This window comes from Bacillus sp. 7884-1, assembly GCF_002272245.1.
Taxonomy (GTDB): Bacteria; Bacillota; Bacilli; order Bacillales; family Cytobacillaceae; genus Neobacillus.
On record NZ_NPDD01000088.1, the window covers coordinates 1 to 26,094 of the forward strand.

Below are 26,094 nucleotides of genomic sequence, written 5' to 3' on the forward strand. Positions count from 1 at the left end.
GCACAAATCAAAAGAGTTCTAAAATCAACAGTTACCTTTAACACAGCCTAGGTTAAACGGAAGAGAGGGTGTTTACCATGAGTACAAACAAAAAAGGCAATCCATGGGCGTTGATACCTTTTGCTGTATTTTTAGTATTATTTATCGGATCGGGAATTGTCACGGGCGATTTTTATAAATTTCCGGTCATTGTGGCAATTGTTATTGCAGCAGCTGTAGCGTTAACAATGAATAGGAAAGAAACTTTTAATCAAAAGGTAGAAATTTTCACTAGAGGTGCGGGGGAATCAAATATCATGCTTATGGTTGTGATTTTCCTGTTAGCAGGTGCCTTTTCAGAGACAGCTAAAGGCATGGGTGCAGTAGATTCAACAGTTAATATGGCATTATCTATAGTACCTCAAAATCTGTTAATGGTCGGTGTCTTTATTATTGCTTGTTTTATATCCTTATCAATGGGGACAAGTATGGGAACAATTGTAGCACTAGCCCCTATAGGAGTTGGTATTAGTGAGCAAACGGATATATCACTTGCTCTTTCGATGGCAGCAGTGATAGGTGGAGCCATGTTTGGGGATAACTTGTCTTTTATTTCGGATACCACGATTGCAGCAGTCAGGACGCAAGGGACAAAAATGAAAGATAAATTTAAAATGAATTTTCTTATTGTTCTTCCTGCAGCCATTATTACCTGTATCATTCTTGCTATACTAACAATGGGTGAACAAGCCAATATCAGTCAGCAATCCTTTAATTGGATAAAGATTCTACCCTATCTAGGTGTACTAATTACTGCGTTGGCAGGAGTAAATGTATTTTTGGTTCTTGCATTCGGAATACTGTTCGCCGGTTTTATTGGGATAGTTGATGGCAGTTATAAGCTTATGGAACTCATTCAGAAAACGAGTGAGGGTATGGCGGGAATGTTTGAAATATCCTTCCTGGCCATTTTAATTGCTGGTATGGTGGAAGTAATAAAACATAATGGCGGAATTGATTATTTACTCCATCTCGTAACGAGTAACATTAAATCGAAAAAAGGTGCTGAATTCGGGATCGCTGGACTTGTAAGCTTAACAGATCTAGCAACTGCAAATAATACAATCTCAATCGTTATTGCTGGACCGCTTGCAAAGAATATAGCTGATAAGTACGGAATTGACCCTCGCAAATCAGCAAGTTTACTCGACGTTTTTTCGTGCAGCATTCAAGGATTAATCCCATATGGAGCTCAATTGCTCGTTGCTGCAGGGGTAGCTGGCATATCCCCTGTCAGTATTTTAACCTATTCTTATTACCCAGTATTAATAGGAATATGTGGAGTGGCAGCCATTTTAACTGGTTACCCACGTCTTACTATAAAAAGTGGTAATGAAAACACGACTAAACAATTACGTTCTGATCTACAGTGATCAGAGCGTTTTTTTTGCATAATCACGATGAATTACATAAAGTAAAGTTTAATAATAACAAATTCTTGCGACAAGAAGGTGAGGTAAATGTGTGTTGAAATTGTACCATTAGGTGATTCCGCAATCACGATTACCTTTGGCAATAAAATTGATGAAAGGATTCATCATCAAATTCATCAATTTCTACATGTGTTTAGAGGAAATAAGGTGGTAGGAGTGCTAGAATGTATCCCTGCCTATACGTCCATCTCCATATTTTATAATCCCTCAATTATTTCATATAATCTATTAAAGAAAAAAGTATATTCAGCCTATGAGGCTGCACTGGAAACAACCAAAATAGAATCAATTGTCTATAGGATCCCGGTTTATTATGGCGGGGAGACTGGACCGGATCTAAATTTCATTGCCGAATACAATAAAATAAGTGAGCAGGAAGTAATTAATCATCACGCAAACAAAGAATACTTGATACATATGATTGGGTTTGTAGCGGGTTTCCCATATCTAGGCGGACTTTCCGATAAAATCACCGCTCCTCGTCTAGAAAAGCCGAGATCCAAAATAGCGGCAGGGTCTGTTGGTATTGGAGGAAGTCAAACGGGGATATATCCAGCTGAGGTACCTTCGGGTTGGAGGATTATTGGCATAACCCCATTACGATTATTTGATATTGAAAATGAAAATCCGTCGCTTTTATCGACAGGAAATTATGTCACCTTCCTGCCTGTAGATTATGAGGAGTTCCTTTACCTAAAAGAACGGGCAGCTGCTAGAAAGTATGAAATATTGACTTACAAAAAGGGAGAGTAATAGACATGAATGTTATTGATCTTAATTGTGATCTTGGAGAGAGTTATGGGTTATATAAAATTGGAAATGATAAAGAAATTATGAAACATATCTCTTCTGCAAATATTGCTTGCGGCTATCATGCTGGAGATCATAATGTGATGATGGAAACCGTAAAACTGGCTAAAAAGTATCATGTGAGAATTGGCGCACACCCTGGATTTCCTGATCTAGCAGGATTTGGACGGCGGGAAATGAATATTAATCCAACAGAAATTTATAATCTAACCCTCTATCAGATTGGTGCCCTAGCTGCGTTTGCTCAAACTCAAGGTGTATCATTGGTTCATGTAAAGCCACATGGTGCACTATATAATATGGCATCTAGTAGTCGTTCAATCGCTGTTGCTATTGCACAGGCTGTAGCAGATTATGATAGAAGATTAATCCTTTTTGGTTTATCTGGCAGTGAACTTATACTGGCAGGTAATGAAAAGGGCTTGCTGACAGCGTCAGAAGTATTTGCTGATCGAACCTATCAGCCTGATGGGACCTTAACCTCGAGAAGCCAACAGAACAGTATGATTCATGATGTGAAGCTTGCAGCGGAAAGATTAATTCGAATGGTTAAGGAAGGAAAAGTAACTGCAACAGATGGTACCGACATAGATATCAGTGCAGACACAATATGTGTTCATGGCGATGAACCTGATGCCTTAGAGTTTAGTAAGGAATTAAAACAAGCTTTGTTAAAGGAAAATATAGGGATAAGAAAGTGTTGGTAAGTAAGATGAAGACTCCAATCTTTAAGGTAATAAAACCAGGATTGCAAACTACTGTACAAGACCTCGGAAGATATGGATTCCGTGAATACGGGGTTAGCCCATCAGGAGCGATGGACTCATATTCTTTACAAATGGGTAATTTATTAGTTGGTAACTTCTTAGGTGAGGCAGCACTTGAAGCACCTCTAATAGGACCCGTTCTCTTGGCTTTGCATGACGTCTCTATTGCAATATGCGGCGGTAATTTCACCCCGAAAATTAATAATAAGGAGGTAAACCTTTGGAAATGCACCGTAATAAAGAAAGGGCAAACCCTCTCGTTTGGCAGGGTAAAAGAGGGAGCAAGAACGTATATTAGTGTTGCTGGAGGTATTCATGTTCCACTCGTATTGAACAGTAAATCAACATATTTAACAGGGAAATTTGGAGGGTTGGATGGCAGGGCTCTAAAAGAAGGAGATATCCTTTATGGGAAACCCTGCATCAGAAGAAATAGATTTCTTCACGCCAAGTTTATTCCAGAATATACGAATTCATTAACACTTAGGATAATAGCGGGCCCCCATAAGGATAAATTTACTTCATTCGGATTCGAAACATTCCTGACTAGAGAATATATCATCTCTCCTCAATCAAACCGAATGGGGTATCAATTATCGGGTCCAAAAATTGAGCATAGCAGTACAGCTGATATTATTTCTGACACCATTCCCTTAGGTGGAATTCAAGTCCCACCAAGCGGGCAGCCCATTATTCTAATGGCTGAGCACCAAACTACAGGAGGCTATTCTAGAATAGGAACGGTTATATCAACAGATATCCCGCTTCTTGCTCAAGCTAAACCGGGAACAAGGATAAGATTTAAGGAGATTTCCCTTCAATCTGCCCAAAATTTGATAATCGAATGTAAGAAAACGATAAAATATTTAAACTTGTTGTCTAGGTCTTAACCTTCCTAAAAGTGAACTTAAATTCAGGTTTAATAGATTTTATGATATAATGATAGTAATAAATAATTCATGATAGCTGCATAACTTGGTAATAATAACCTAGTCCGAGAATTAACAGCATAATTAACTTCTCAAGTATGGTTTTTATAATAAATTTTTGATAAGGTGTGATTTTGTGACAGAATTAGTAAACGGAAAAGTGCAGCATCGAAAACTGCCTCTTAGTAAAAAAATCTTTCGAGCGATAGCCATTTCTCTCGGTGCGATATTAATGGCTACCGGTCTAGAGATCTTTTTAGTCCCCAACAAAGTAATTGATGGCGGCGTAACAGGTATATCGATAATGTTATCTCATCTAACGGGTCTTGAGCTCGGTATCTTTCTATTCCTGTTAAACCTGCCATTTGTATATTTGGGATACAAACAGATGGGTAAAACCTTCGCTATTTCTACTGTATATGGAATTATTGTTTTATCTGTTTTTACAACATTATTTCATCCAATACCAGCCTTTACCGACGATATACTTCTTGCGACCATTTTTGGCGGCATGATATTAGGAATTGGAGTTGGAATTGTTATTCGCTTCGGTGGAGCATTAGATGGTACAGAAATACTATCGCTTGTGATCACCAAGAAAGTACCATTCTCCGTTGGTCAAATTATTATGTTTATTAACCTCTTTATTTTAGGGGCAGCAGGATTTGTGTTCAGTTGGGACCGGGCGATGTATTCCTTGCTAGCTTACGTTATTGCTGCGAAAGCAATTGATACGGTAGTGGATGGTTTCGAGGAATCGAAATCTGTTTGGATTATCAGTGATGTAGCAGAAGAAATTGGAAATGCCGTAAATGCTCGCTTAGGTCGTGGTGTAACATACCTTAAGGGTGAGGGAGCCTATACCGGAGACCATAAGAAGGTAATTTTCAGTATCATCACTCGACTAGAAGAATCGAAACTGACAACGATTGTTGAGGAAATTGATCCAAATGCCTTTTTGGCGATAGCAGACATATCCGAAGTTAGGGGCGGACGTTTCAAGAAGAGGGACATCCATTAATTTACACATTTACGAAAAAATCTCAGGGCTAAGTTCTCTGGGATTTTTTTATTATCCTCTTTCAACGGTTTTTATGTTACATTTGATGTGTAACTGATAGATTACTAGAAAAGGATGAAACGGGATGTCAACAGACAAGAAAAGAATTGAGAAAGACTTCTTAGGTGAAAAAGAGATACCGGTTGATGCGTACTATGGGATTCAAACGATCAGGGCAGTAGAGAATTTTCCGATTACAGGTTATCGCATTCATGAGTCCCTAATTAAAGCGCTTGCAATGGTAAAAAAGGCAGCAGCAATTGCTAATATGAATACTACTAGATTATACAAAGGTCTTGCTGATGTCATCATACAAGCTGCAGATGAGATTATTGCTGGTAAATGGGATGATCAATTTATCGTCGATCCGATTCAGGGTGGTGCGGGTACATCGATGAACATGAATGTAAATGAAGTCATCGCTAATCGTGGACTCGAATTACTTGGCCAAGCTAAAGGTGATTATTTTCATTTAAGTCCTAACACACATGTAAATATGTCACAATCTACGAATGATGTTTTTCCAACAGCAATACATATCTCAACTCTTACATTATTAGAAAAATTACTAGTAACAATGGAAGATATGCAAAAAGTATTCAAACAAAAAGCTGTCCAGTTTGAGAAGGTTATTAAAATGGGACGTACGCATCTACAGGATGCCGTTCCGATTCGTCTTGGACAAGAATTTGAAGCTTACTCTCGGGTCCTTACTCGTGATATCAATCGAATTAAACATACACGAGAGCATTTGTTAGAAGTGAATATGGGAGCGACAGCAGTAGGAACAGGCTTGAACGCAGATCCTAAATATATTAAAGATGTAGTGAAACAACTCGCTGAAATCAGTGGTTTTCCACTTGTAAATGCAGAGCACCTTGTGGATGCTACCCAAAATACAGACGCTTATACAGAGGTTTCAGCCGCTCTAAAAGTCTGCATGATGAATATGTCGAAAATCGCTAATGACCTTCGCTTGATGGCTTCAGGTCCTCGAGCTGGGCTTGGTGAAATTCGTCTGCCTGCACGTCAGCCAGGTTCTTCGATTATGCCAGGAAAGGTGAATCCAGTTATGCCTGAGCTAATCAATCAAATTGCCTTCCAGGTGATTGGGAATGACCACACCATTTGTCTTGCATCTGAAGCTGGTCAACTTGAGCTGAATGTAATGGAGCCAGTTTTAGTTTTTAACCTTCTTCAGTCCATCAGTATTATGAACAACGGGTTCCGTGCTTTTACAGACCATTGCTTAACAGGCATTGAAGCAAATGAAGAGCGTTTAAAAGATTATGTAAACAAAAGTGTGGGAATTATTACGGCTGTAAATCCACATCTCGGATACGAAGTAGCAGCACGAATTGCCAGAGAAGCGACCATTTCTGGGAAATCTGTTCGTGAACTATGTTTACAGTATGATGTTTTAACAGAAGAGGAATTAGATATTATATTGAATGTCTATGAAATGACTGAGCCAGGTATTGCAGGAGAAGAACTTTTGGATAGAGATTAATCTTTGAAGGGTGCTCCTTAATGAGCACCCTTCTTAGTGTCTATAAATCGAGTAATTCTGTTAGGGTTACTAAGTTATATCCCATTGATTTTAGTATAGGGATGACCCTATCAACTGCTTCAGGTGTATTGATTCCTCCAATATGCATGAGGATGATGTCTCCGTTGCTTGCTCCTGATTGTATTCTTGAAATAATAACTTCAACAGAAGGCTGCTGCCAGTCAATGGTATCAATGGTCCATTGGATGCTGTATGGATATCCTGCACTGCCAACAGCTTTTAGGGCAGCTGCATTATAGGAACCAAAAGGAAAGCGGAAATAAGGACGTGGAGTAACACCTGTTGCTCGTTTTATTGCTTCTTCTGCTTTTATAATATCCTGGACAAAAATATTCGTATTCGTGTTAACTGAATCTGGGTGGGAGTAAGTATGGTTTCCAATATCATGCCCATCAACAGCCATTTTCTTAGCGTAACTCGGAAACTTATCTGCCCAGCTTCCTGTAAGGAAAAAAGTCGCTTTAACGTTATGCTTTTTCAGTACATCCAAAATTGCAATTCCAATTGCGTCACTGCCGGCATCAAAGGTTAAGGCGATTTCCTTTTGCTGAAGGCTGCCGTTTGAAATGATGACAGATTGCGCTGTCGTTGGTGGAGTTTCTTGTTTTGGCGGTTCTTGTGGCGGAGGTGGCTCAACATTTTTTCCATATAATTTTAAGATTTGACCAACGAAGATATTATCTGAGGTTAGATTATTCCATTGCTTTATTTTAGCAACTGTCAAATCGGCCCTCTCTGCAATCGACCATAAGGTGTCTCCAGCCACAACTTTATAATCCACAGTTCCATCTTCTGGGACAATAATTTTTGCAGGTTCTGCAGGAGGTGGATCGGCTGGCTCCTCATCTTTCGGATCTTCATCTTTTGGCTCTTCACCGGCTGGTTCTTCATCATTTGGATCTTCAACTGTTGGATTTACTGGTGGAGGATTTTCTATACCTGGGTCCTCGTTTCCTTTATCAGGAATTTCGGTCATGGGTGGATCAGGATTGTTTTGTCCAGGCTTTGAAAGGTCCCAATTTAAGAAAAACAACATAAAGACAAAGCCAATCATACTCAAGGCTGTAAGTGAGAAGTAAATCCACTTCCCCCTCTTTTTTTGGAAGTGCGAAACAACCCCCAATACTAGGAATAATGAAAATATCATAACGGTAAGAATCATTATTATTCCTGTCATCGAAAATTCCCCCTTATTGATAAAAATGAATAGGGAGCAGAATTCAAGTTCGGATTATTACTGTATATGGGTACATAATGATTGTCAGTGAGGAATTTAGTAGGAGGAACAAATTTCTGCTTTAATTATATCATATGAAGGGTTATAGGCAGATGGTCACGAATTATTGGTAACAACATAAAAAGAACCGCACATGATTATCATCCGTGCGGTTCTTTACGTTATTTTTCACTCTTCTTATCATTCTTTTTGTCATTCTTTTTATCACTTAGAGCCCTATAGATTTGTGTATACATGCTTCCTTCAGTGATATTTTCTAGGAAAAAAGGACCAATAAGTTCTAAGTATTCCTCATCGTCAAACAACCTTTTGTTTTCTAATTCCATTTCTCCTAACCCATCGTATGTAGTAAGAAGTGCATAGGTATGATCTTCTCCTGAAATAGGTGTTAGGATTTCAACATGATGGTTATAATTATCATTTCTGAATTTTTTAATCTCACGTAAATTGTCTATCGCTTCTTTAAATTTATCCTGTTTAATAATAAACGTCTGATAAACAAAAACAGACATTAAAGCACCCCCTCAAGAAATATACAAGCATACATATCTTTATAAATCTCCAGAAAGTCTTCTTATTATTCAGGTAGTTAATTTACAAGAGTGTGATGTTTGCTTTTCTACAGTTTTCAATAATTTCATCATTCCAGACGGAAACCTGAACCTCGCCAATGTGTACTTTTTGAAGGAACAACATACATATTCTTGATTGTCCAATTCCTCCTCCAATTGTATAAGGCAGTTCCTGATTTAGAATAGCTTGATGGTATTCTAAGGACATTCTATCCTCAGTATTTGAAATCTTTAACTGTTTTTTTAGTGCCTCTTCATCTACACGAATGCCCATAGAAGAAACTTCAATGGATTGTTCCAGAAGGGGATACCAGAAAATAATATCACCATTTAATGTCCAATCATCATAATCTGGTGACCGACCATCATGTTTTTCCCCAGATAATAACTGACCCCCAATTTGCATAATGAACACGGCACCATATTCTTTTGCAATCCTGTCTTCTCGTTCTTTCGGTGAAAGATCTGGATACATTGTTTCAAGTTCCTGCGTGGTAATAAAATGAATCTCATCAGGCAGAGTAGGCTCAAGTACAGGATAATGCTCGTGTAAATAGTTTTCTGTGTTTTTAAATACTTGAAATATTTTTTGTACTTCTGATTTTAAAGTCCCTAAGTTACGCTCTTCTTTTGTAATAATTTTCTCCCAATCCCATTGGTCTACATAAATGGAATGCAAGTGGTCAAGAACTTCATCTCTTCTAATCGCATTCATATCTGTGTATAAACCTGCATCATGGGCAAAGCCATACCTTGCCAGGGCCATCCTTTTCCATTTTGCTAACGATTGAACAATTTCAATATTTGCATTTTTAATATCTAGTGCCTCAAAGGAAACCATTCTTTCGACACCATTTAAGTCATCATTTAAACCCTTGCCGGATTTTAAAAGGATAGGGGCCGATACTCGGGTTAAATTTAAACTCTCAGCTAATGAACTTTCAAAGAAATCCTTTGTTTTCTTAATTGCCACTTCTGTTTGTAAAAGATCTAATTTTGAAGCATAAAGCTGTTGTGTAGATAGTGAATTTTGCATTACATCAAAACCTCCAGTAAATCATAATTGAAAAAGTGTTTTTATATGCAATCAGATGTATTCCAAAAGAATATTCTGAGATTATAGCAAAATTATGATTTCCTTTCCATAGGTTTAGATCAAACAACAAAAAAAAATCTCTCCAACCGATTTGACTCGAATGAAGAGATTTTTTCACTACCTCAGTTGATCCCAATCTGAGTAAGTCCCACCGCCTTGACAACCTGGACATTCAACTGAGTTATAATAAGCAAATTCATTATAGGGATAAACTGTAAAGCCTCTCCCGTAGCAATCAGGACATTTTTCTTGAGTCCTCATATGAGATACATGATTTTGATATCTAGTTTCTCTCCATTGGTTAAAGGAGTTAATTAAACCCATGTTTTACACCTCATTGTTTTTTTCTTAGTATGATGAAAAAATGGAATAATTATACAGGAAATGATTTATGTATGTTTTTTACCATGATTCCCAAACTATTAGAAGAGGTGATACTATGAGTGATTGGAACGAACAAGCAGCCCCTAATAATAATATTCCGCCAAGAATTGTTAGACCCTTTGAGCGTCGTGATCAAAGCGTTAATCATGAGTTTTCCGAGGAATTATCTGATGGCGGGGAACGTGACGAATTTATCCAACATCAAAAAAAGATTAAGAAATAGTCAGGATTGGTGACGATTTGAAAAATCGTCACTTTTTTGTTTTACAAATGATTTTATCTAGTGTAGAATTTCTATGTACCTAATAATTCTAGGTAGGTGAGGAAATGTTTAATCGTGAACTTGTAAAGGGAAGTACTTCATTAATCTTGCTTCAATTGTTAAATGAAAGAGATATGTATGGATACGAATTAGTGAAAGAATTAGAGCAGCGAAGTGATAATGGCTTAAGCGTTAAAGAGGGGACATTATATCCAGCTTTACACAAGCTTGAAAAACAAGAGTATATAGAGTGCTATTGGCAGGAACAGGAAAAAGGTCCCGCACGGAAATACTACCAAATTACAGATGCCGGAAAAGAAGTACTGAATGAAAAAACCCGTGAATGGCAGGATTTTGTAAAGGTGATGAACAAGGTAATAGGGAGATCAAAGCATGGAACGGCCGAAGAATAAATTTCTAGAAGAGCTCGAAAAAGGGCTTGGAAACCATCAAGATAAGAAAAGTATTCTAATGGAATATGAAGTCCATATCGAGGAAATTCTTATTGAATCTTATGATTGTAATGATGAGACTGAAATAATGGAAAGATTTATTTCCAGACTAGGGAGTCCTGAGGATATAGCAGCCATGTGGAAAGAGGAGCTCTCTGTAACACCGAGTAATATGAAATGGCTTTTTATCCTCATGAATATACTCTTTTTTGGGGGAGGAAGCTTATTAACGTTTTTCCATAATGTATTTCAATGGAATTGGCTTTCCGTTATTTGGAGTCATCTAACGGCAATCCCAGTCTTAATTGCCTTTATTTATATGTTTTTTTGGGCATTGCTCGGCTACGAAATTGGAAAAGGCTTTGGACATGGAGGAAGAAGCCTGCTAAAAAAGACTTTTTTACTTTCATTGATACCAAATCTGTTGTTAATGGTCTTAACGGTATTTGAAATTATTCCGCATTCGTGGTTTGAACCGTTATTAACAAAATCATTTATTATTGCTTGTATCATTTTGACCATCATCTTATATCCAATTAGTTGGCTTGGATATCGGTGGGGTAAGAAGGCATCGATATAAGCAGCTTTTTTTACCTACATACCTAGTAAAACTATGTATATAGAATTTCTATATGGAAGAGGGATATTTATGGAATTGAAAATAGGCAAATCAGATTGGATTTTTTTATTGTTGTGTATGGTGTTAGGAATTGTGGCAGAGGAAGCTTTTTTTAGAGCTGAAATAGGCATATCCTACTTAGTGTTTATTGTTGCCTTTTATGGCTTGTTCTTTTTCCGATACCGCCGTGTTTCCTCCTCTCACCAGCGATTCGGTTATCTTGTATTGATTTGTATCTGGCTGTTAGCAGCTAGCTATTTTATTAATGATAATATGTACTTTTATGCTTTGAATATTATCGCGATTCCAATACTTGTTTTTTTCCATCTTGTATTAGTAACAAGTCAAAAAAGCATTCGTTGGAATAAACCTGCCTTTATTACCTACTTATTTTTGAAATTAGGTGGTGCAATAAAGTATAATTTCGTATTTGCGTCACTTTTGGGAAAGGTTTTTAAACAGGGTGTCGACGAAAGTAAGTTTCAGGTGTGGAAAAAGGTTTCAATTGGAATATTGATTTCCATTCCCGTTTTGATGGTTGTTTTAATGTTGCTTATGTCTGCAGATACTCAATTTGAAAAGATGGTAGGGGGAATTCCACAATGGTTTCAAGTAATCGATGCTGAAGTAGTTTTTCGTATCGTCGTAGTTTTATTTTATACTTTTGCCTTCTTTGGTCTTATGCAGGTTCTGATGAAGAAACAAATAAATGTAATGAATCAGAATGGTGATGAACAAACCTTTAAAATGGATGATGTCATTACCATTACTGTCCTAGTGTTAATAAATGTGGTATATGTCCTCTTTACCATTGTTCAATTTAAATACTTTTTCAGTGGGTCGCTGCAAGGTGACTTCACCTATGCTGAATATGCAAGAAAAGGCTTTTTTGAACTTTTATTTGTTACACTGATCAATCTTTCGATTACTGTACTTGTTTTAACCTTTGTTAAGAGCACGATAGGTTTCATAAAAAGATTTATTCAATTGCTGCTAACCACTCTTGTCCTTTCGAGTGCTGTGTTATTGAGTTCAGCCTTCATGCGTTTAAGCATGTACGAAGACGCATATGGGTTTACCTTCATAAGAGTGATGGCGCATTCGTTTATGATTTTTCTTGTTGTCATTTTCATGTATACCTTAATTAAGATTTGGATAGAAAAACTTTCCTTATTCCACTTTTATTTTATAAGCGCATTACTCTATTACACAGTGATGAACGTAATAAACGTCGAGCAAATTATCGTGACAAAGAATATTGAACGATATGAACAAAGTGGGAAAATTGATTTGCATTACCTAAATAGCTTATCTTACACAGGTATTCTAGGATTAATTGAGCTATATGAAGAAAACCCTCAGCTTCCGGGATTGAAAAATGTATTACTAGAAAGAAAAAATGAAGCAAATCTGAGCAATAATTCTTGGCAATCCTATAACTTAAAAAGAGTTCAAGCAAATGAAGAATTAAGAAAACTTCACTTAGAATAAAGGTTATCAAGGGATTTGGTCGAATTTATTAGGATAAACATTTATCTAGGGGAGATTGGATAATGAATCGTAAAGATGTATTACTTGAACAATTTCTTTGTTGTCAAAAAAAGAGTCATTGGTTTGTTTCTTTTGAAAAAGCAGTCGCTGGATTAACTCCGGAGCAAGCCAACTGGAAAAAGACTGATTCCGAGAATTCTATTTGGGAAATTATTAGCCATTTAGTTTTTTGGAATGAGAGATTTTTAAACCGATTTAAGAATATTGCGGTTCCAAAGATGGAAGGGAGTAATGATACTACTTTTACTTTTTTAAAAGAGTTGGAATGGGAGCAAGTCTTAGAGCGCTTTAATGTGGTAATCACTGACTGGTATGAAACCCTTAAGAATAGTGAAGATGAGAAGCTTGATCAATATATTAGTAAAGATTCGAAAGAAACATGGTTAGAATCACTATCGAGTATTACCCTTCATAACGCTTATCATATCGGGCAAATTGTTACAATTCGAAAAATGCAAGGTTCCTGGGATCCTGAACAGGGGTTAAGCTAACTGAAAAAACCGGGCCGGTCTTTGGTAGTAATTAATACTTTCATGATGACCATAATTGAAGGATAAGTGAAAAAGTTGTCACCATGACAAGAATCAATAATGATGGTTGTAATCGAAGGGAAAACTTATAAAAAAATAAAAAAGACGCCTGCATATAGCAGGCGTCTTTGCGTATTGAGGCGAAAAACCACACTCCACATAGTGCGCTCCAAAAAGGAATGTTTCTCGACTTACACAACTCAGCTCATCGCTCAATAAATATACCACAGTGAAAGGGGACAATACAACTGGAAATATTTTTTAAACAAATGTCTTGATTATTGCTTCGTATTCCTCTATATTCAAATAATCAGATATACAAATTTAAAAGATAAGAAGGGTTCATATGTTTAGTGACAAAAGATTCCATCAATATTCCTTAAGTAATGTACCAAAAGATGTCCTATCAGGACTCATTGTCGGTGTAATTGCCATACCTCTTGGGATGGCCTTCGCGATTGCTTCAGGGGTGAAGCCGGAATATGGAATCTACACAACAATTGTTGCCGGAATCCTCATTTCCCTTTTTGGAGGCTCGAAGTACCAAATCGGCGGTCCAACTGGTGCGTTTATTCCGATTTTATTTGGAATCGTTATGACGTACGGATACGAAAATTTGTTAATAGCAGGATTTTTAGCCGGGATCATGCTGGTTTTAATGGGAATTTTCAAAATGGGATCATTAATAAAATTTATCCCAAGACCTGTAACCATTGGATTTACAACGGGGATTGCGATTACCATTTTTACCGGACAAATTGCTAGTTTCCTAGGATTGACGGGGATTAAGAAACACGAAGAATTTATCAACAATCTAAACGAACTTATCATTAACATTGATACTATTAATCTTTTGAGCATCCTAACAGCTGTCATATGTTTAGCAACCATTATTCTGACACCCAGGATTGCCCCTAAGGTCCCAGGTCCACTAATAGGTTTAGTTGTTTCAACTATGATTGCTACCTTTCTATATCCAGGGCAAGTAGCAACCATTGGAAGTGCTTATGGACAGATTCCAAGTTCATTGCCACAACTCCAAATACCTGATTTGAGCTTTGAAATGATTATTACTCTATTAAAACCAGCATTTATCATTGCCATGCTTGGAGGGATTGAATCCTTACTTTCAGCAGTTGTGGCAGACGGGATGACGAATAGTAAGCATAACAGCAACAAGGAACTTATTGGTCAAGGGATTGCCAATATGATTACACCGCTTTTTGGAGGAATACCGGCAACAGGGGCTATTGCCAGAACAGCCACGAATATTAAAAATGGTGCTGTTTCCCCATTATCAGGGATTATTCACGGTATTGTAGTATTGCTTGTTTTAATGTTTTTCGCTCCATTTGCATCTTATATTCCGCTGGCAAGCATGGCACCTATCCTAATGGTTGTTGCCTGGAATATGAGTGAACGCAAAGTATTTGCACATATATTAAAAACAAAGTCTACTGATTCGCTTGTCTTAGTCGTTACTTTTTTATTAACGGTTTTTGTTAATTTGACAACGGCGGTTGAAGTCGGTTTAGTCATGGCTGCAGTTCTATTTACAATGAGAATGAGCAATCTGATGACCACTACAAAGGCACTGCCAAACCTTGAGCATAAACATGCAAAGGTCGAGACTCAAATCGTATCTGATACGCATGATTGCCCTCAAGTAAGTATTTATAATGTAGAGGGTCCATTATTCTTTGGAGCTGCGCAAACCTTTGAAACTTCGATTATGAATACGATAAACTATCGTCCTAAAATTCTTTTATTACGGATGAGCAGGGTGCCATTTATGGATACAACGGGTGAGGCCAATTTGGCTAGTATTGTGTCCCATTTTTCAAAAAATGGTATAGTGATTATATCGGGAATAAACGAACAGCCCAAAAATGTTTTGAAAAGTACGGGCTTATATGATGTGATTGGTCAAGAGCATTTCTTTGAACACACAGGTGACGCCATTCAATTTGCATTATCTGAACTGGATCGCAATAAATGTCTTGGCTGTAAACACTTCGCATTTAAAGAGTGTAAGAAGCTTTCGGCACAAGAAGTAATGGAAAGCAGTAAACAGAAGCTCTCGGCTACTTACTAGAACGGGATTAAGGACGTGAATGGATTGAATCTTGAAATGCAGCAATTTAAGGCGGAATTTTTCAAAGCTCTTGCACATCCTCTGAGAATCCGCATATTGGAGCTGCTAGCTGAAGGGGATAAGAATGTAAATGAAATTCAAACCCTTGTTGGCAGTGAAGGATCTGCTGTTTCACAGCAGTTAACGATTTTAAGAGCGAAGAATATTGTCTCGGGAACAAAAGAAGGAAATAAAGTCATTTATACGCTTAAAGATCCAATGATTTTTGAACTGCTAGCCGTTGCTCGACAAATTTTTAACAATCATCTTGTGGACGCGATTACGATATTAGATAAGTTCAGAGACGAGGGTCAATAACCCACCACTTACCTAACGGTTGAAGTGGGGGCTTGTTAAAAGCCCTTATTGACTACCCTCAGTCTCTTGCAGACTACGTTGGAAAGGTCATGACACCCTCGGATGCCCCTCAAGTCCGTTGCACTGTCGCTTATGGTTAAAAGCTCTGATGGGTAGGAGCGGTGCTGTAAGCTGAACAAGCCCTTCCAACCTTGGGTATGAGGCACTAACTCCCAAAAAGGAGGTACACGTTATGTTCGTGTACATTGTAAACAAACAAGGGGAACCGCTTATGCCATGTTCTCCTCGCAAGGCAAAAATCTTATTAAAAGAAAAGAAAGCCAAAGTGGTTAAACAAACACCATTTACCCTTCAACTTTTATTTGGAAGCAGTGGGTACAAACAACCCATTTCATTAGGTGTGGATGCAGGCACCAAGTATGTTGGGTTGTCGGCTACCACGGAAAAACAGGTCTTATTGGAGGGACAATCCCAACTTCGCAACGATATCAAAGAATTGTTAGCCACTCGCCTGCAGTTCCGCCGTGCCAGAAGAAGTCGTACCACCCGCTACCGCAAACCTCGTTTTCTGAATCGGAAGCGGAAGGAAGGATGGCTTGCTCCTTCTGTTCAAAACAAAGTAGATGCTCATATCAAATTGGTGAAATTGATTTACAGTATTCTTCCAGTTACCAAATTAACTGTTGAAGTGGCACAATTCGATACGCAACTCCTCAAAAACCCCTCTATTGAAGGTGAACAGTACCAACAAGGAGACCAAATGGGTTTTTGGAATGTACGGGAGTACATCTTTTACCGTGATGGGCATACCTGTCAATGGTGCAAAGGTAAAAAGAAAGAAAAGATTTTAAATGTCCACCACATGGAGAGTCGCAAAACAGGAGGGGACAGCCCTGATAATTTGATTACTCTATGCGAGAGCTGTCATAACGACCTTCACCAAAAAGGGTTGGAGCATCTATTTAAACGAAAATCAAAACCTTTACGGGATGCCTCGCAAATGACCGTCATGCGTTGGTTTATTTACAACCAAATAAAGGAAAAGTACCATGATGCCCAATTCACCTATGGATACATCACCAAGCATACTCGCATCGCTCATGGATTAGCCAAAGAACACAGCGTCGATGCTCGTTGCATCAGTGGAAATCCCTTAGCCAACCCAACAGAAACGGTGGTTCAATGGAAAGCGGTTCGCAAAAATAATCGCCAGTTGCACAAAGCCACGATATCTAAAGGTGGAAAACGGAAAAACAACAAAGCTCCCCGCTTCGTGAAAGGATTTCAACTCTTTGACAAAGTAAGGTACAACGGAATAGAATGCTTTATTTTTGGTAGGCGAAGAAGTGGTTACTTTGATCTCCGCTATTTAGATGGAACAAAAGTTCATGCGTCTGCTAACTGCAAACAATTACACCTCATAGAATATGCGAATACGCTTTTATGTGAAAGGAGGTAGGGCAAGCGATTCCTCCTCGACTTGCTTGGCTGAAGTCGGGTTATCCTCGCCCGAAAGTTGATGAAGAAGTAGTAACCATGCCGAAGAATTAATTTTCCTCGGTTATTTTTATGTTTAACCCTAGGAATATCTTGTTTTTTTAAAAATCAATTAACTGTAATATTTGAACCATCTTTTTCCTTGATTACTATATTACTATAAAGGTGTATACAAATATTAGGAATTTAGGAAGTGATCAAATGATTTACGACTTGGTACTGCTGCATCCACCTACAGTCTACGATTTCAGAAAAGAAATGCTATTTACCGGTCCAATCAGCGATGTGGTTCCCTCATCACCCGTTTTTGAAATGTACCCGATTGGTTTAACTAGTATAGGGGATTATCTTGAACGATTTGGATTAAAAGTGAAGATTGTCAATATCGCAAATCGAATGCTTTTAAATCCGAATTTTGATGTTGAGAAAAAAATTAAGAATATAAAAGCAAAGGCATTTGGGATTGACCTCCACTGGCTTCCTCATGCGCATGGAAGTGTGGAATTAGCAAAAATCGTTAAGAAGTATCATCCTGATACACCGGTTATGTTCGGGGGACTTTCCAGCACGTATTTTCATAATGAATTAATAGAATATCCTTGTATAGATTTTGTTGTCCGCGGTGATACAACTGAAAAATTAATCCTAATGCTGCTAAATAAGTTGGAGAAGAAGGATGTATCGGGATTTGCTGATATTCCTAATCTAACCTGGAAGCGAAATAATCAATATTTTTATAACGAAATTACTTATGTTCCAGATAGTCTGGATGAGTTTAATTTGCCAGGTTATCGCTATGTAATAGGCTCAGTCTTTAAATATTTTAATCTATTAGACCCATTGCCATACAAAGGATGGATGCAATATCCAAATACAGCTATATTAACTTCTAAAGGTTGTAATTATAATTGTTTAATCTGCGGCGGTTCCAAAGATGCCTATGAGTTAAACTGTAATCGGAAGAAGTTAGTCATGCGTTCTCCACAAAAAATGCTCGAAGATATTGCTTTAATTCAAAGATTCACATGTGCACCTATTTTTCTTTTGAATGATATAAGGCAAGGGGGAAGGGAGTACGTTGATGAGTTCCTAGACGGCTTAGCAAAAATGAAGTTAAAGAACGAAATGGTCTTCGAATTGTTTAATTATGCAGATGAGAAATTTTTTGAAAGATTAAATAAGGCAATGCCAAAGTACAGTATCGAACTTACCCTTGAATCGGCTGATGAAGATATCCGTAAATATAATGGCAAACTGCCTTGTACAAATGCCAAGGTAATAGACATGCTCCAATATGCGTTAAAGCATGGATGCGCTAAAATTGACTTATTTTTCATGACGGGAATCCCTAATCAAAGTTATGAAAGTGCTATGAGAAATGTTGATTTTTGTGAAAATATTCACAAAGAATGTGGAGGAGCTTCGAATATTTCGTACTTTGTTGCACCACTTTCGCCATTTCTTGATCCAGGAAGTCCGGCATTTGAAAATCCAGAAAAGTATGGTTATAAAAAATTTTGTAACAAACTAGAAGACTTCCGTGAAGCTATGAAACAACCATCCTGGAAAAATATGCTTAGCTATGAAACAAACAGCATGACAAGAGAGGAAATTGTAAAAGCGACCTATGATTCAGCTTTAAAGTTAAATGAATTTAAATACAAGAATCTTATTATTGTAAAAGATGTTCATGATGAGGTTAGGCTGAAAATAGAAAAGTCAGTCGAGTTCCTTACCAGACTTGACGCACTGGAGCTCCTGCCGGAGGATGAAAAACTAAAAGAGCTTTCCATAATAAAAAAAGAAGTGGATCAAATCAATCGACACAGTATTTGTGGTGAGAATGAACTGAAATGGGAAGTCAAAAAGCTGTTTGCAAACTTCCCATCACTAACCTATATTGGTTTAGAATTACTTATTAAAGATGTCGTAAAGGATATAAAATGTAAATTTGGCAGGATTGATAGGAATCAAGTTATGGATACAAATCCTAGCAGTAATCAGCACGAAAAGTAATGTCATACAAACAGCCAAAAAACACTACAAACCCCGAATTTTGTAGGCTTTTGTCTATCGTATTTTATTGACTATAAATCTGAAAAATGTTAAATTTTAGTCAGCCGTTGCACGAGATTAGATTTATGTTACAAAGCTTGTTCAAGTTTTAACTGAAGTTTGGATAAGAAAGTGGAAGTAAAGCTATCACGTTGTAATTTGGTGAATTTCACACATGGCTTAATCTAAGCCAATAGGAGGATTTTTTTACATGAAAAACGGTAAAGTAAAATGGTTCAACTCTGAAAAAGGTTTCGGATTTATCGAAGCTGAAGATGGAAACGACGTATTTGTTCACTATTCCGCTATCCAAACTGAAGGTTTCAAAACTTTAGAAGAAGGTCAAGAAGTATCTTTCGAAGTTGTTGAAGGTGCTCGTGGACCACAAGCTGCTAACGTAACTAAAAAGTAATTTATGAAGCCAATGATTTAACAGCCCGACCAATGCGTCGGGCTGTTTTTTGCATTTTGTGAAATAATCTTAACCCAGTATTGCCTTTAATTGCTTTGTTTTCCATCCTCATTTAAGTTGGTATTTTGCTATAATAGTATTTATGAGTTAATAAATGATGGGGTGACTAAAATGAAATTTATCCATACTGCCGACTGGCATTTAGGAAAGTTAGTGCACGGTGTATATATGACGGATAATCAGCGTGAAGCACTAAATCAGTTTATAGAAATTGTTGCGGAAGAAAAGCCGGATGCGGTCGTGATTGCCGGTGATTTGTATGACCGTTCTGTTCCGCCAACAGACGCAGTAGAATTATTAGATGAAATTCTGTTTAAAATTAATGTTGAGCTAAAAACGCCTGTTGTTGCGATTGCAGGAAACCATGATAGCGCTGAACGTCTTTCATTTGGCAGCTCCTGGTATAAGCATAGCCAATTCTATTTATCTGGTAAGCTTTCGGATAGCTTTAAGCCAGTACAGGTTAACGGAGTCAATTTCTATTTAGTACCTTATGCAGAACCTGGAGTGGTACGACAACTTCTTGTAGATGATTCGATTCATTCCCATCAGGATGCTATGAAAGCATTGATTGGCAGGATGGAGGAAAATTTGAATCCCAACGAGCCTAATGTGTTGGTAGGACATGCCTTTGTCTTAGGCGGGCAGACTTCAGACTCCGAACGTGTTTTATCCGTTGGGGGATCTGGTTGTGTAGGTGCAGAGCTTTTTGAACCATTTTCTTATACGGCACTGGGTCATCTCCACAGTCCCGATGCCATTAAACATGATAAGGTAAAATATTCCGGATCCCTATTAAAGTATTCATTTTCAGAAGCAAAGCAAAATAAATCGATTTCCATTATTGAAATGGATGAAAAAGGAAATTTTTCTCATCGCTATAGGTCCTTGAATCCAACACATGACATGCATGAACTTGAAGGGCATCTAGAGGAGTTACTAGATCCTTATTTTTATGAAAAACAAAAATTACATGATTATCTGAAAATTACCTTGCTAGATGAAGGTGCATTACTTGATCCGATTAATAAACTACGTCAGATATATCCGAACGTACTCCATCTTGAAAGGAAAATAGATATTACAGATTTGAAGAAAAAGCAGTCATTTAACATTACTCAAAATGAGAAAAAATCCGAGCTTGATTTGTTTGAGCAATTTTATGCGGAAATGACGACCGCAGAGTTTTCCGCTGATAAAAAAGAAGTTATGGCTGATGTGATTGGAAAAGTGTTAAGTGAGGAGGGTACAAAGTGAGACCATTAAAACTAACTATGCAGGCATTTGGCCCTTATGCAGATGTTGAAATCATTGATTTCACTCAGCTGGGGAATCGCACGATGTTTGTCATTTCTGGTAAAACCGGATCTGGTAAAACCACTATTTTTGATGCGATTAGTTATGCGATTTATGGAAAAGCAAGCGGCGAAGACCGCAACGGCCCCGAATTAAGGAGCCAATTTGCAAGAGCAGATTTGGTAACAGAGGTTTCTCTCGACTTTTCAATCCGTAACAAAGGTTATTCGATCACCCGCTTACCTCAACAGCTAAAAAAGAAAGAAAAGGGCGAAGGTTTTACGACATTACCAGCCAAAGCAGAATTATATAGTTGGGATGAGAAGGGTGAAAAGAAATTAATCGCCACCAAGATCAATGAGGTGGAGGAAAAGGTTAAGGAAATTATGCTGATTGACAGCAACCAGTTCCGCCAAATCTTAATGATTCCTCAAGGTGAATTTCGTAAGCTGTTAACGTCCGACAGCAAGGATAAAGAAGTTATTTTACAGCGGTTGTTCCATACTCAAATTTATAAAATGGTGGAAGACAGGCTGAAGGTTGAATCAACAGAATTGAAGAATTCTGTTGAAATACAGGTTCAAACTAGAAATGATAATCTTCGACGTATTCAAGCTGTAACAAACGATGATCTAAAAGGATATTTAGAAGCTGACAGTGTAAACGATTTGATCATGATGCCATTACTGCAGGAAGAAATCAGTGGTATGGAAAGCCTACTTGAAAAATTGGTTATTAGCTTGAAAGTAAAGGAACAGGAACAAGACTCCTTAAAAGGCAAGTTATTTGAAGCCGAAACGATTTTAAAGCAAATTCAAACAAGAGAAGCTTTAAATGCAGAAAAAATTCAACTTGAATCACAAGCAGAAGCTTTTGCTGAAAAAGAAAAACAGGTACAACTTGCGCATAAAGCAGCATTATTGGCACAGCAAGAAGAGCTTTGCCATCGTCTAAAGCGAGATTTGGACCAACTGAAGGGAAATGTAACATCTATACAGAGCGAAATTGAAAAATTAGATGTTCTTACAAATCAATATGAGCAACTGTGGCAGGCAGAGCAGGAGCGTGAAGGTGAACGGCAAAAAGCACTAGATACCATTAATCAATTAATAAATATGAGAGACGATGTTTATTCCTTTGCTGCTTTAGTAAAAGAGTATGCAATTGTGGAAGCCTCGCTCAAGAGTGAAAAGGACAAGTATCAAAAAGCAGAAAATAATTTTGTAAGCTTGGAAGAACGAATCAAAGTACTAAACGACAAAAAGATAGTCATTGAGAAAGGTAAGCTACAATATTTAGAAAATGACCATCAGATTGAAAAAATGGAGACCGAACTTGATAAGCTAGAAAAATATGAACTTAACCTGGGACGCCATCAAAAAGCAGTACAAGATCTTAAAGTGAAATCCAGTAAGTTCGAAAATATAACCGCTAGATATTTGGATGCAAAGGCACTAGTTGAAGATATGGAGAATCAATGGCTGCATGGTCAAGCGTCACTTCTGGCAGCACGACTTACTAGTGGTGAGGCATGTCCAGTTTGTGGTTCAGAGCATCACCCCTCACCAGCTTCAACGAATCAAGCTCTAATCCCTAATGAAGAGGACCTGAAAGCTGCAAAGCAGCAGGCAATTCTTTTGGAAAAAGAAAAATCAGCAACAGAATCTCAGTACTTTGAAAGTCAATCTATTGAAAAAACACAACGGGAAAAGTGTGAAGAGATTATAAACGAAATACACGCTTATCGGATTGATTTTAAGGAATCGGATTTACAATTAACGAAAACAGAAGTGATTTCTAACAGAAATAAGTTACTTGAATCACAAAAAATACTTGCTGCTCAAATTAAAATGCTTGATCAAATTAATCTTGAAATCGAAAAAAGCGATACGGAAAAAACAGCATTACAAAGTGCTATTCAGCAGTTTGCAGCGCATGTATCAGAATTGACTGTACAGTTTACTGAGAAGAGAACGAATTTAACTAGGATGATGAAGGTTATTCCAGAGAATCTTCGTACTGAAGCAGCCTATGAAACAGCACTAACATCATCTAAAAAACATCATGAAATGTTAGTCAAAAGGCTCGAAGAGGCGCAGCAGCGATTACAAGCAGTGAAAGAAAAACAAACTGCTGAAACTGCCAGATTACTGGACGCGGTGATGCACCACTCTAGCAAAGAGAATGAGTTGAAAACAGAAAAAGAACTCTTTGTTAATAGACTTGCAGAACAAGGTTTTATTAATTATGGGGAATACCATTCGGCTAAAAAAAGCGAAGCTGATATCCGTAGTCTTGAAGGTCAAATCCGCAGTTATCGTGAAGAGTTACGCTCTGTTTCAGATCGCTTAAAAGAATTGACTGAGCTTTTACAAGGCATTAAGACCCCAGATGTTGATGGATTAAAAGCTTCTTTAGAGAATTTAGCCCGTGAAATTGAAGTGCTAACCAATAAGCGGACAGATTTATTTGTTAAAAAGAGAGACAATGTGGATATTTACAACAATGTCGAAAGAATTAATGAGCAAATGAAAGTGTTGGAGGAACGATATAAGCTGATTGGACATCTTCACGAAATTGCTAAAGGACAAAATACCTATCGAATTACGTTTGAACGCTATGTACTTGCTGCTTTCTTAGATGATATTTTGCGGGAGGCAAATGTTCGATTAAGGAAAATGACGGCAGGCCGATTTGAACTTCTAAGGAAAACAGACCGTTCAAAGGGGAATGTTCAAAGTGGCTTAGAGCTGCTTGTCTTTGACCAATATACTGGTCAAGAGCGCCATGTAAAAACTTTATCCGGCGGGGAAAGCTTTAAAGCCTCTCTATCATTAGCTCTTGGACTAGCAGATGTCGTCCAAAACTATGCAGGCGGAGTTTCATTAGAGACGATGTTTATTGATGAGGGCTTTGGAACGCTGGACCCTGAATCACTTGATCAAGCGATTGAAGCACTGATGGATATCCAAAGCAGTGGACGCTTAGTCGGTATCATCTCGCACGTTCCAGAGCTTAAAGAAAGAATTGATATTAGACTAGAGGTCATAGCAGGGCAAACCGGGAGCAGGACGGAATTTATTTTTACAAATTAATAAGTTTGTTGTTTGGAGTGACCGGATAACGGAACACATAATGTCCTCGGTCACTGAAGCGGGTCCTTAGTGACCGAAAATGAAAAAGTGTAATGTTCCTGGTCACTCAAGCGAGTCCTGAGTGACCGAAAATGATAAAGAGTAATGTTCTCGGTCACTCAAGCGGGACCTGAGTGACCGAGAAGGAGAAAGAAAAATGCTCCTGGTCACTAAAGCGGGTCTTAAGTGACCGAAAGATGAAAAATAGAGTTAGTTTGGTCACTCAAATAAAAACACGAGAGTTCAGAAGGAATCTCTCATGTTTACTGAATCTATGAATTTAACTATACCTAAATCGCTTTGAAATTTGGAAAGGGATATTGCGCTTCTGCTAGGGATGAGAGATTTGTCAGATCGGCTAAAGAAGCAATTTGATTCCATACAGCCATGACTTTTTCTGATTGATGTGCCTTGTCAATTGCCTCACTAGACTTCCATTCCGCTATTTCAATGATTGTACCATCCTCAGTTTGAAGTGTTAGCAATTCACGTTCTGTTATTAATCCTTCATCTCTTAGGACGGGGATATGTACATTAAGGATTTCTTTTAATTCATTCTCTTTTCCAGGTTTCGGACGATATAGTGCCATAAATACGAGTGCAGACATGTATTAGCCTCCTTATTTTTATAATAATCATCATAACCGTATATACTAAAAAACGTCAACAAATCGCTTGAAGCGCATTGACTTATGACATAAAAACATTGGTGATACAATGGAAAAATATTTTCAAGCAGATGGTAAAGATGCCTTTATTTTATTTTCAAAAACACATTGGATGACGATATTTATTTTAGGTGGAGTAATTGTCTTAATCTTTCTATTTAGAAGATTTCTTAGGAAGACACCCCTCAATAGTATTGTCAGAATAGGATTGGCAGCCACTTTAATTATTTCAGAAATTAGTCTGCATGTATGGCTATGGCGTATAGGAGAGTGGACTATTCAATATTCTCTGCCATTCCATCTAAGCAGTATTTCCATCCTCCTATCCGCAGCTTTACTGCTTACTAGGAGCTATAGTCTTTTTGAATTTACCTATTTTGCAGGCGTTGGAAGCGCTCTGCAGGCAATGTTCACCCCTGATATTAGTGCTTATACGTTTCCCCATTTCCGTTATGTTCACTTTTTTATTTCGCATGGTGGAATCGTGGTGGCAAATTTATTTATGGTATTGGTAGAAAAATATAGACCAACTGCAAAGAGTATTTGGAAAGCTTTTTTGTACTTAAATCTATATACTTTTTTTGTGTTTTTATTGAATTACTTTATTGCAGGAAATTATATGTATATCTCCGAAAAGCCAGTAAACCCATCGATTTTGAATTATTTAGGACCATGGCCATTGTATCTTCTTCCTTTAGAAGTCATTGCATTAATAACCTTTTTGTTATTGTATTTTCCATTCTGGTTCATTAAAAAAAGAAAGGAAGCAGACAAATGACATCAACATTTTCCCATAAGCAAATGGCAGTAAATTGTTTTAATGAGGTTTGGGATTATCTTGAACTATCAGAACGGCAGTAAAAGACGACACTTCTAAAGAAATACTGGTTAACGATTTGAAAACAATACGCATGTATAAAAGAAGATTCTCATAAGAGTAAGTAGTTCAGTTTTTGTGGAGAAACATCGTATATAGGATACTAATTAGCAGACTTAATCACAAATTTACTCAGTCTGTTCTATTTACCGTTATTTCAACATTTATTCGCTTTTGACACACAAAATAACATAGCAAATATCACACCAAATAACAGTGTGACAATAACTATTGTCGAACTGTTATTTAGGTTGTTAAATTGATTGTTAATTGACTTTCAACTAGAAAGGATAAAAAGGGAAATTCTAATTATTTGTTACAATAGGTATATA

At 37.5% G+C, this 26,094-nt stretch carries 23 protein-coding genes; 19 read left to right on the forward strand and 4 right to left on the reverse strand.

Translation table 11 applies throughout. The annotated features are described in order from the left end of the window. Positions 1-77: 77 nt before the first annotated feature. The 6 genes from CHI06_RS11420 (at position 78) to aspA (ending at position 6,548) form a co-directional block, all read left to right on the forward strand. Positions 78-1,412, forward strand: coding sequence for a Na+/H+ antiporter NhaC family protein (locus CHI06_RS11420; protein ID WP_095248679.1), 1,335 nt, complete (start codon positions 78-80; stop codon positions 1,410-1,412). Positions 1,413-1,499: 87 nt separating this feature from the next. After that, positions 1,500-2,225, forward strand: a complete 726-nt coding sequence (pxpB, locus tag CHI06_RS11425) for a 5-oxoprolinase subunit PxpB (RefSeq protein WP_095248680.1) — start codon at positions 1,500-1,502, stop codon at positions 2,223-2,225. A gap of 5 nt (positions 2,226-2,230) precedes the next feature. Beyond that, positions 2,231-2,989: a LamB/YcsF family protein gene (locus CHI06_RS11430; RefSeq protein ID WP_095248681.1), complete on the forward strand. Its 759-nt coding sequence runs from the start codon at positions 2,231-2,233 to the stop codon at positions 2,987-2,989. Beyond that, a complete protein-coding gene (locus tag CHI06_RS11435) occupies positions 2,980-3,939 on the forward strand; it encodes a biotin-dependent carboxyltransferase family protein (protein WP_257009250.1) in 960 nt (319 codons plus the stop codon). Before CHI06_RS11430 ends, CHI06_RS11435 begins: the two co-directional genes overlap by 10 nt. Before the next feature lie 175 nt (positions 3,940-4,114). After that, complete coding sequence (locus tag CHI06_RS11440; protein ID WP_095248682.1) at positions 4,115-4,999, forward strand: YitT family protein; 885 nt, start codon at positions 4,115-4,117, stop codon at positions 4,997-4,999. A gap of 124 nt (positions 5,000-5,123) precedes the next feature. Further along, positions 5,124-6,548, forward strand: a complete 1,425-nt coding sequence (aspA, locus tag CHI06_RS11445) for an aspartate ammonia-lyase (RefSeq protein WP_095248683.1) — start codon at positions 5,124-5,126, stop codon at positions 6,546-6,548. 40 nt (positions 6,549-6,588) lie between these two features. On the opposite strand, the gene CHI06_RS11450 is transcribed toward aspA, so the two are convergent. From CHI06_RS11450 to asnA, 3 genes are all read right to left on the reverse strand, one after another. Next, on the reverse strand, positions 6,589-7,785 hold the full coding sequence (locus CHI06_RS11450) for a polysaccharide deacetylase family protein (protein ID WP_095248684.1): 1,197 nt from the start codon (positions 7,783-7,785) through the stop codon (positions 6,589-6,591). Between the two features lie 221 nt (positions 7,786-8,006). Further along, positions 8,007-8,357, reverse strand: coding sequence for a hypothetical protein (locus tag CHI06_RS11455; protein WP_095248685.1), 351 nt, complete (start codon positions 8,355-8,357; stop codon positions 8,007-8,009). An 82-nt stretch (positions 8,358-8,439) separates the two neighbouring features. After that, positions 8,440-9,453, reverse strand: a complete 1,014-nt coding sequence (gene asnA / locus CHI06_RS11460) for an aspartate--ammonia ligase (protein ID WP_095248686.1) — start codon at positions 9,451-9,453, stop codon at positions 8,440-8,442. A gap of 499 nt (positions 9,454-9,952) precedes the next feature. Here asnA and CHI06_RS29730 point away from each other — a divergent pair, with 499 nt between their 5' ends. The 12 genes from CHI06_RS29730 (at position 9,953) to CHI06_RS11520 (ending at position 24,178) form a co-directional block, all read left to right on the forward strand. Continuing rightward, positions 9,953-10,120, forward strand: coding sequence for a hypothetical protein (locus CHI06_RS29730; protein ID WP_179292604.1), 168 nt, complete (start codon positions 9,953-9,955; stop codon positions 10,118-10,120). Between the two features lie 104 nt (positions 10,121-10,224). Beyond that, complete coding sequence (locus tag CHI06_RS11470) at positions 10,225-10,572, forward strand: PadR family transcriptional regulator (protein WP_095248688.1); 348 nt, start codon at positions 10,225-10,227, stop codon at positions 10,570-10,572. Beyond that, positions 10,553-11,191, forward strand: coding sequence for an HAAS signaling domain-containing protein (locus CHI06_RS11475; RefSeq protein WP_095248689.1), 639 nt, complete (start codon positions 10,553-10,555; stop codon positions 11,189-11,191). Before CHI06_RS11470 ends, CHI06_RS11475 begins: the two co-directional genes overlap by 20 nt. Before the next feature lie 69 nt (positions 11,192-11,260). Then, positions 11,261-12,721 (forward strand): DUF4153 domain-containing protein, encoded by a 1,461-nt coding sequence (locus CHI06_RS11480; protein WP_095248690.1) that lies wholly within the window; start codon positions 11,261-11,263, stop codon positions 12,719-12,721. Between the two features lie 62 nt (positions 12,722-12,783). After that, on the forward strand, positions 12,784-13,272 hold the full coding sequence (locus CHI06_RS11485; RefSeq protein ID WP_095248691.1) for a DinB family protein: 489 nt from the start codon (positions 12,784-12,786) through the stop codon (positions 13,270-13,272). Between the two features lie 385 nt (positions 13,273-13,657). Beyond that, complete coding sequence (locus CHI06_RS11490) at positions 13,658-15,406, forward strand: SulP family inorganic anion transporter (protein ID WP_095248692.1); 1,749 nt, start codon at positions 13,658-13,660, stop codon at positions 15,404-15,406. 24 nt (positions 15,407-15,430) lie between these two features. Next, positions 15,431-15,763 carry an ArsR/SmtB family transcription factor gene (locus CHI06_RS11495; protein WP_095248693.1) on the forward strand — a complete coding sequence of 111 codons (333 nt, stop codon included), beginning with the start codon at positions 15,431-15,433 and terminating at the stop codon, positions 15,761-15,763. Between the two features lie 232 nt (positions 15,764-15,995). Continuing rightward, the gene (gene iscB / locus CHI06_RS11500) at positions 15,996-17,222 is read left to right on the forward strand and encodes an RNA-guided endonuclease IscB (protein ID WP_142300951.1); all 1,227 of its coding nucleotides are present in this window, start codon (positions 15,996-15,998) and stop codon (positions 17,220-17,222) included. A gap of 239 nt (positions 17,223-17,461) precedes the next feature. After that, the gene (locus tag CHI06_RS11505; protein WP_095248694.1) at positions 17,462-19,276 is read left to right on the forward strand and encodes a TIGR04190 family B12-binding domain/radical SAM domain protein; all 1,815 of its coding nucleotides are present in this window, start codon (positions 17,462-17,464) and stop codon (positions 19,274-19,276) included. Between the two features lie 250 nt (positions 19,277-19,526). Next, positions 19,527-19,727, forward strand: a complete 201-nt coding sequence (locus CHI06_RS11510; RefSeq protein ID WP_007083969.1) for a cold-shock protein — start codon at positions 19,527-19,529, stop codon at positions 19,725-19,727. Positions 19,728-19,898: 171 nt separating this feature from the next. Further along, entirely contained in the window at positions 19,899-21,044 is a 1,146-nt protein-coding gene (locus CHI06_RS11515; RefSeq protein ID WP_095248695.1) for an exonuclease SbcCD subunit D, read from the forward strand. Continuing rightward, positions 21,041-24,178, forward strand: a complete 3,138-nt coding sequence (locus tag CHI06_RS11520; protein WP_095248696.1) for an SbcC/MukB-like Walker B domain-containing protein — start codon at positions 21,041-21,043, stop codon at positions 24,176-24,178. Before CHI06_RS11515 ends, CHI06_RS11520 begins: the two co-directional genes overlap by 4 nt. A gap of 329 nt (positions 24,179-24,507) precedes the next feature. On the opposite strand, the gene CHI06_RS11525 is transcribed toward CHI06_RS11520, so the two are convergent. Next, complete coding sequence (locus tag CHI06_RS11525; protein WP_095248697.1) at positions 24,508-24,825, reverse strand: putative quinol monooxygenase; 318 nt, start codon at positions 24,823-24,825, stop codon at positions 24,508-24,510. A 109-nt stretch (positions 24,826-24,934) separates the two neighbouring features. On the opposite strand from CHI06_RS11525, the gene CHI06_RS11530 reads away from it, so the two are divergent. Next, positions 24,935-25,663: a YwaF family protein gene (locus tag CHI06_RS11530; protein WP_095248698.1), complete on the forward strand. Its 729-nt coding sequence runs from the start codon at positions 24,935-24,937 to the stop codon at positions 25,661-25,663. Positions 25,664-26,094 lie beyond the last annotated feature (431 nt).